Genomic DNA, 6,270 nt, shown 5'->3' on the forward strand with positions numbered 1-6,270 from the left:
AGCTGATCTATTAACCCGAATTAGCCTGCTGAATAAGGACCACACGACCCATGAAAGCGCCGCGCGTAACCCTCGATCAATGGCGAACATTACAAGCGGTAGTCGATCAGGGTGGATTTGCCCAAGCGGCGGAAATCCTCCATCGCTCGCAGTCATCTGTCAGTTACACCGTCGCGCGAATGCAGGACCAGCTTGGCGTACCGTTGCTGCGCATCGATGGCCGCAAAGCGGTGCTGACCGAGGCCGGCGATGTCTTGCTGCGCCGCTCGCGGCAGCTGGTAAAGCAAGCCAGCCAGCTGGAAGATCTGGCCCATCATATGGAGCAAGGCTGGGAAGCCGAAGTCCGCCTGGTTGTAGATGCGGCCTACCCTAACGCCAAACTGGTTCGCGCCCTCACCGCCTTCATGCCGCAAAGCCGTGGCTGCCGGGTTCGTCTGCGCGAGGAAGTGCTTTCCGGCGTCGAGGAAATTCTCAAGGAAGGCACTGCCGATCTGGCCATTTGCGGCTTTAACATTCAAGGTTATCTGGGCGCCGAACTGGGCTCAGTCGAATTCATCGCCGTCGCCCACCCGGATCACTCATTGCATCGCCTCGGCCGGCAACTGACCTTTCAGGATCTCGAATCGCAAATGCAGGTGGTCATTCGTGACTCGGGCCGCCTGCAGCCACGCGACGTTGGCTGGCTGGGCGCCGAACAACGCTGGACGGTCGGCAGCCTGGCCACCGCCGCCGCCTTCGTTAGCAGCGGGCTGGGGTTTGCCTGGCTGCCGCGCCACGTTATTGCACGTGAACTCAACGACGGTCAGTTGAAACCATTACCGCTGGATCAAGGCGGCAACCGCAACCCCACATTCTTTCTCTATTCGGACAAGGAGAAGCCGCTGGGTCCGGCGACGCAGATTCTTGTCGAACTGATTCAAAAATTCGACGCGGCGCCGCTCAACGCAGAATTTGCATCCCCACCCTCCCCAGTCTGAAGGAACAGACCCCATGTCCTATTTCGATAATGATGGTTGCCAGCTGCACTACGAAGAATACGGTGAAGGCAAACCCCTGCTGCTGGTGCACGGGCTGGGCTCCAGCACACTGGACTGGGAATACCAGATAGGCGAGTTGGCGCGTCACTATCATGCTTTCGCTATCGATCTGCGCGGCCATGGCCGCTCAGACAAACCCCGCGAAGCCTACAGCATGGAAATCTTCGCAGCCGATGTGGTGGCGCTGATCGAACACCTGAACTTGCCGCCCGTGCACCTGGTTGGGATTTCCATGGGCGGCATGATCGGCTTTCAAATCGCCAGCCAGAACGTCGAACTGCTCAGCAGCCTGACCATTATCAACAGCAGCCCCGAGGTCAAAGCCAAGAAGCCGGCGGATTACATTCAGATCGCCAAGCGCTGGACGCTGTCTCGGGTCATGAGCCTGGAAACCCTGGGCAAGGCGCTGGGCAAGCTGCTGTTTCCCAAGCCGGAACAAGCCGACCTGCGCAGAAAGGTCGAGGAACGCTGGCCGCGAAACGACAAGCGCGCTTATCTGGCGAGCCTCAACGCCATTATTGGCTGGGGCGTCAGGGAACACCTTGCACGAATTACCTGTCCTACGCTGGTGATCAGCGCTGATAAAGACTACACGCCGGTCGCACTGAAACAGGCCTACGTCAGCGAGATGCCTAATGCACGCCTCGAAGTCATCAGCGACTCGCGCCATGCAACGCCAATGGATCAGCCACTGGAATTCAATAACCGCCTGCTTGCCTTTCTTTCGGAAGTCGACACAATCAACAAAAACCCCGCATAAGGATCTACCCGAATGTTGAAAAGACTCGTCCTTGCTGCCTGCTCCATGCTCCTGGCGACTAGCCTGCTGGCCGCTGAAAACCCCAAGGTGCTGATGACCACCAGCCTGGGTGAAATCGAGATTGAACTGAATCAGGAAAAAGCGCCGTTGAGCGTGAAGAACTTCCTCAACTACGTGGATACCGGATACTACCGTAACACCCAATTTCACCGGGTCATCCCCGGCTTCATGATTCAGGGTGGCGGTTTCGATGCCAACATGAAGCAGAAGCAAACCCAGCCATCGATCAAGAACGAGGCCAATAACGGTCTGCACAACGTGCGCGGCACCATCTCCATGGCCCGTACTCAGGTTGTCGACTCGGCCACCAGCCAGTTCTTCATCAACCACAAGGACAACGCCTTCCTCGACAACGGCTCGCGTGACTTTGGCTACGCCGTGTTCGGCAAGGTGACCAAAGGCATGGAAGTGGTGGACAAGATCGCCCAAGTCCCGACTGGCACCCGTGCCGGCATGCCCAACGTGCCGCAAACGCCAGTAATGATCGTCGACATCAAGCGCCTGTAAATCTTCGTTGCACCCTTCTGGCCGGGCACATTCAATTGCCCGGCCAGATTCCCGCCACAACCGACTACTCCCTGATAGGCTAAAGCCCATTCCCTTCAGCCAGGACGGCGCTGATGCTATTTCGTTTTTTCGAGTCGCGGGTCGATGTCTTCAAGAACACGGCTGATGAAGCGCCGCCGCGCAGCATTGCGGGTTTCTACTGGCACTATTTGAAGCAGGTCTGGCCACTCTTCCTCGCCTTGCTCATCGTCGGTGTCTTCGGTGCGCTTATCGAAGTTTCGCTGCTTAACTTTGTAGCGCAACTAATCGACATGGCCCAGGCCACGCCAAGCAGCGAATTTTTCAGCCGCTATCGCAACGAATTGCTGTGGATGCTCTGCGTGGTGATGATCATCCGCCCCGTGGTATTTGGCCTGCACGATCTACTCGGCAATCAGGCGATTACGCCCAACCTGACCAACCTGGTTCGCTGGCAAAGCCATCGCTACGTACTCAAGCAAAGCCTGCGTTTCTTTCAGAACGACTTTGCCGGGCGTATCGCTCAACGCATCATGCAAACAGGGCCGTCGTTGCGCGACTCGGCAATGCAGGTGATCGAGGCGCTGTGGCATGTCGTGATCTACGCCGCCGGCGCGCTTTATCTGTTTGCCGAAGCAGACTGGCGGCTGATGGTGCCGTTGCTTGTGTGGATTTTGGCCTACTGCTTATTGCTGACTTATTTCGTCCCGCGCATCAAGCAACGCTCAGCCACCGCCTCGGCTGCGCGCTCCAAACTGATGGGCCGTGTGGTCGATGGTTACAGCAATATCAGCACCCTCAAGCTGTTTGCCCACACCCGCGAAGAGCAAAACTATGCGCGCTCAGCGATGCAAGAGTTGCTCGACAAGGTGCGCATTCAAACCCGTACGGTGACTGCGTTGGATGTCAGTGTTACGGCCATTAATGGGCTGCTGATCGGTGCGACCGGCGCCCTCGCCTTGTGGCTGTGGAGCAATCAGTTAATCAGCACGGGCGCAATCGCTCTGGCGCTGGGACTGGTGATCCGCATCAACAGCATGGCCGAGTGGATCATGTGGGTGGTCAATGGCATTTTCGAGAACGTCGGCACCGTGCAAGACGGCATGAAAGCGATTGTGCAGCCCCGCGAGGTACAGGATCGCGAAGACGCTCAACCACTCAACGTGCGCCACGGCAGCGTGCAGTTCGACAGCATCGGCTTTCACTACGGCAAAACCGCAGGCGTCATCAGCGACCTGAGTTTGCACATTGAGGCCGGTGAAAAGATCGGCCTTATCGGCCCCTCTGGGGCAGGCAAGTCAACATTGGTCAGCTTGCTGTTGCGCCTCTACGACCTGCAAACCGGACGCATTCTGATCGACGGTCAGGACATCGCCAATGTGACCCAGGAAAGCCTGCGCGCACAGATTGGCGTAGTCACCCAGGATACCGCCCTGCTGCATCGTTCTATTCGCAACAACCTGCGCTACGGCCGTCCTGCGGCCAGCGACAGCGAGCTGGACGCAGCAATGCGACAGGCCCACGCCGAAGAGTTCATCAAGGCACTTGATGACAATCAGGGCGGCAAAGGCCTCGATGCTCAGGTTGGCGAGCGCGGGGTCAAGCTTTCAGGCGGCCAGCGCCAGCGTATTGCCATCGCCCGGGTGCTGCTCAAGGACGCGCCGATTCTGGTGCTGGATGAAGCCACTTCGGCGCTGGACTCAGAAATTGAAGTGGCCATTCAGGAAAGCCTCGACACGTTAATGCAGGGTAAAACGGTAATCGCCATTGCTCACAGGCTGTCGACTATCGCCCGCATGGATCGCCTTGTGGTGATTGATCAGGGCCACATTGTCGAAACCGGCACTCATGCCGAGTTGATCGCCAAAGGTGGGCTGTACGCGCGACTCTGGCAGCATCAAACCGGCGGATTTGTCGGCGTTGAATAAGCCGCTGAGCATGCCAGTCGACGATTAGACAAATAGCTAGCTTGCTTTGTAACCAAACATTGCATAATCTCGGGCTCAGGGTGTGACAAATGGTCGCGACCAGCTTAACCCCTCTTGCTTGAGCCTTCGGACTTTGCTCGTGCTTTTGAATCTGAGGCTTCTGAATCAATCCTTCAGACCCACTCGATGACAATTGCGAGTTTCAGTTGATGTGTTACTTCCAGAATTAAGGAAAGGCCATTATGAAAATTGCGTCAGTCGTTACAGCGTTCATCACCAGCCTTGCACCTGCTGCATTTGCGGCAGAAGTAGACCGCGAGCCCGGCTCAGGGATTCCGGCAGTTAAATATCAATACGGCATGCAAGTAGACATCAGCAAAGTCCTGTACCGCACGGACAACTCGAAGAAAGTAGGCGTTGTACCGGTCAATGTTGTGTATGAGGACAGCAAAGGCGAAATCCACAAAATTCAATTCCTGGAGTGGGGCAACGGCCCGCACAACGTATAACGCCTTGCCCTGACCTGCCGCCGGTACAGGTCAGGGCTAACGCGACCTCAGTCGCTGGTTTGCTGGCGATAAGGCAGCAGGCTACACGCCTCTTTCGCATACTGGCTCACACCCTCCCGCTCTTCCTGCAAGAAATCCGCAACCGCATTGCGCAGCCCCGGATGGCACAGGTAATGCCAGGAACGAGTGATCACCGGTTCAAACCCGCGAATTAATTTGTGCTCACCTTGCGCACCGGCATCGAAGCGTTTGATGCCGTGGGCGATGGCGTAATCCATGCCCTGATAAAAGCACGTCTCGAAGTGCAGCCGGTCAAACTCGCCAAGGCATCCCCAGTAACGGCCATACAGGCTATCGCCATCGATCAGGCTGAATGCCATCGCAATCGGCTGGTTGTTCTGAACAGCCATGACCACGCGAATACTCTCTGGCATGTTTTGCGCCAGCAGGCTGAAAAATGACCGCGTCAGATACGGCAACTGGCCGCGCACCCGATAGGTGTTGGCGTAGCAGGTATAAACGAAATCCCATTCCAGCTCAGACAACTGACTGCCGGTACGCCAGTCAAACTCGACGTTCTGTGCGGCCACCTGCTCACGCTCCTTACGCATTTGTTTGCGCTTGCGTGAACTGAGGGTGTCGAGGAAATCCTGAAAGTCGCGATAACTGCGATTGTGCCAATGGAACTGACAACCGTGGCGCTCCAGCCAACCTTCGCGCCCTTGCAGCAGCGTATCAGCCTTGGGATCGGTGAAGTTGATATGCGCGCTGGATAAACCACGCTCAGCCAAGGTTTCTGGCAGCGCATCAAGCATGTTGCTCAATGCTTCGGGCGTGCCGAGCAAACGTGCCCCGGAGACGGGCGAAAACGGAATCGCGCAGAGCAGTTTGGGGTAGTACTGAATACCGGCCCGGGCGCAGGCATCAGCCCAGCCGTGATCAAACACATACTCGCCATAGGAATGGCTTTTCAGGTAGCCGGGAATGGCCGCGCAGAGCGTGCCCTGAGCATCAAACCACGGCTGATGCGCGGGGCTCCAGCCCGAGCGCCCTCCCACACTGCCGCTGAGTTCCAGCGCCTGCAAAAAGGCATGGCGCAGAAATGGCTGACCTGCTGGCACCAGTGCGTCCCACTGGCCCGGATCTAGATCGTCGATGGAACAAGGCTGTGATGTTTTCATGGCCGCAGTCTGGCCTTTTGCGCAGATGAAAAAAAGCCCCGCTTGAGAGCGTAATGCTGTTCACTTAAGCGGAGCAGCCTTACGGTCAACTGGATACCGGGTTTTGGAAATCTTCACCGTCCTTGGTCTACCTGGCCTTGGACGGTGATCCAAAAACAACCCCGCGACACCTCCTCGTAACTCTGCTAATCGTCTGCCCGTTGCTGATACCGGATTGGCCGCCGCCATGACGATCAACTGCACTGCGATGTACTGGCAGGCGGGTTTGAA

General features: G+C 57.0%; 6 protein-coding genes and 1 pseudogene. 5 read left to right on the plus strand and 2 right to left on the minus strand.

Annotation, left to right across the window (positions count from 1 at the left end):
- Positions 1-50: 50 nt before the first annotated feature.
- The 5 genes from FEZ62_RS19890 to FEZ62_RS19910 all read left to right on the plus strand — a co-directional run bounded on the left by FEZ62_RS19890 (position 51) and on the right by FEZ62_RS19910 (position 4,819).
- Positions 51-977 (plus strand): LysR family transcriptional regulator, encoded by a 927-nt coding sequence (locus tag FEZ62_RS19890; protein ID WP_090513423.1) that lies wholly within the window; start codon positions 51-53, stop codon positions 975-977.
- Between the two features lie 13 nt (positions 978-990).
- On the plus strand, positions 991-1,797 hold the full coding sequence (locus tag FEZ62_RS19895) for an alpha/beta hydrolase (RefSeq protein ID WP_172929556.1): 807 nt from the start codon (positions 991-993) through the stop codon (positions 1,795-1,797).
- Positions 1,798-1,809: 12 nt separating this feature from the next.
- Positions 1,810-2,364, plus strand: coding sequence for a peptidylprolyl isomerase (locus FEZ62_RS19900; RefSeq protein ID WP_069901515.1), 555 nt, complete (start codon positions 1,810-1,812; stop codon positions 2,362-2,364).
- 113 nt (positions 2,365-2,477) lie between these two features.
- Positions 2,478-4,310 carry an ABC transporter ATP-binding protein gene (locus FEZ62_RS19905; protein WP_172929557.1) on the plus strand — a complete coding sequence of 611 codons (1,833 nt, stop codon included), beginning with the start codon at positions 2,478-2,480 and terminating at the stop codon, positions 4,308-4,310.
- A 242-nt stretch (positions 4,311-4,552) separates the two neighbouring features.
- Positions 4,553-4,819, plus strand: coding sequence for a DUF2790 domain-containing protein (locus FEZ62_RS19910; protein WP_069901513.1), 267 nt, complete (start codon positions 4,553-4,555; stop codon positions 4,817-4,819).
- A gap of 47 nt (positions 4,820-4,866) precedes the next feature.
- On the opposite strand, the gene FEZ62_RS19915 is transcribed toward FEZ62_RS19910, so the two are convergent.
- Positions 4,867-6,000, minus strand: coding sequence for a GNAT family N-acetyltransferase (locus FEZ62_RS19915; protein ID WP_172929558.1), 1,134 nt, complete (start codon positions 5,998-6,000; stop codon positions 4,867-4,869).
- Positions 6,001-6,060: 60 nt separating this feature from the next.
- Positions 6,061-6,270, minus strand: a pseudogene (locus FEZ62_RS19920) (IS4 family transposase); the annotation flags it as partial.

This window comes from Pseudomonas sp. MS19, assembly GCF_013277615.1.
Classification (GTDB): Bacteria; Pseudomonadota; Gammaproteobacteria; order Pseudomonadales; family Pseudomonadaceae; genus Aquipseudomonas; species Aquipseudomonas marincola.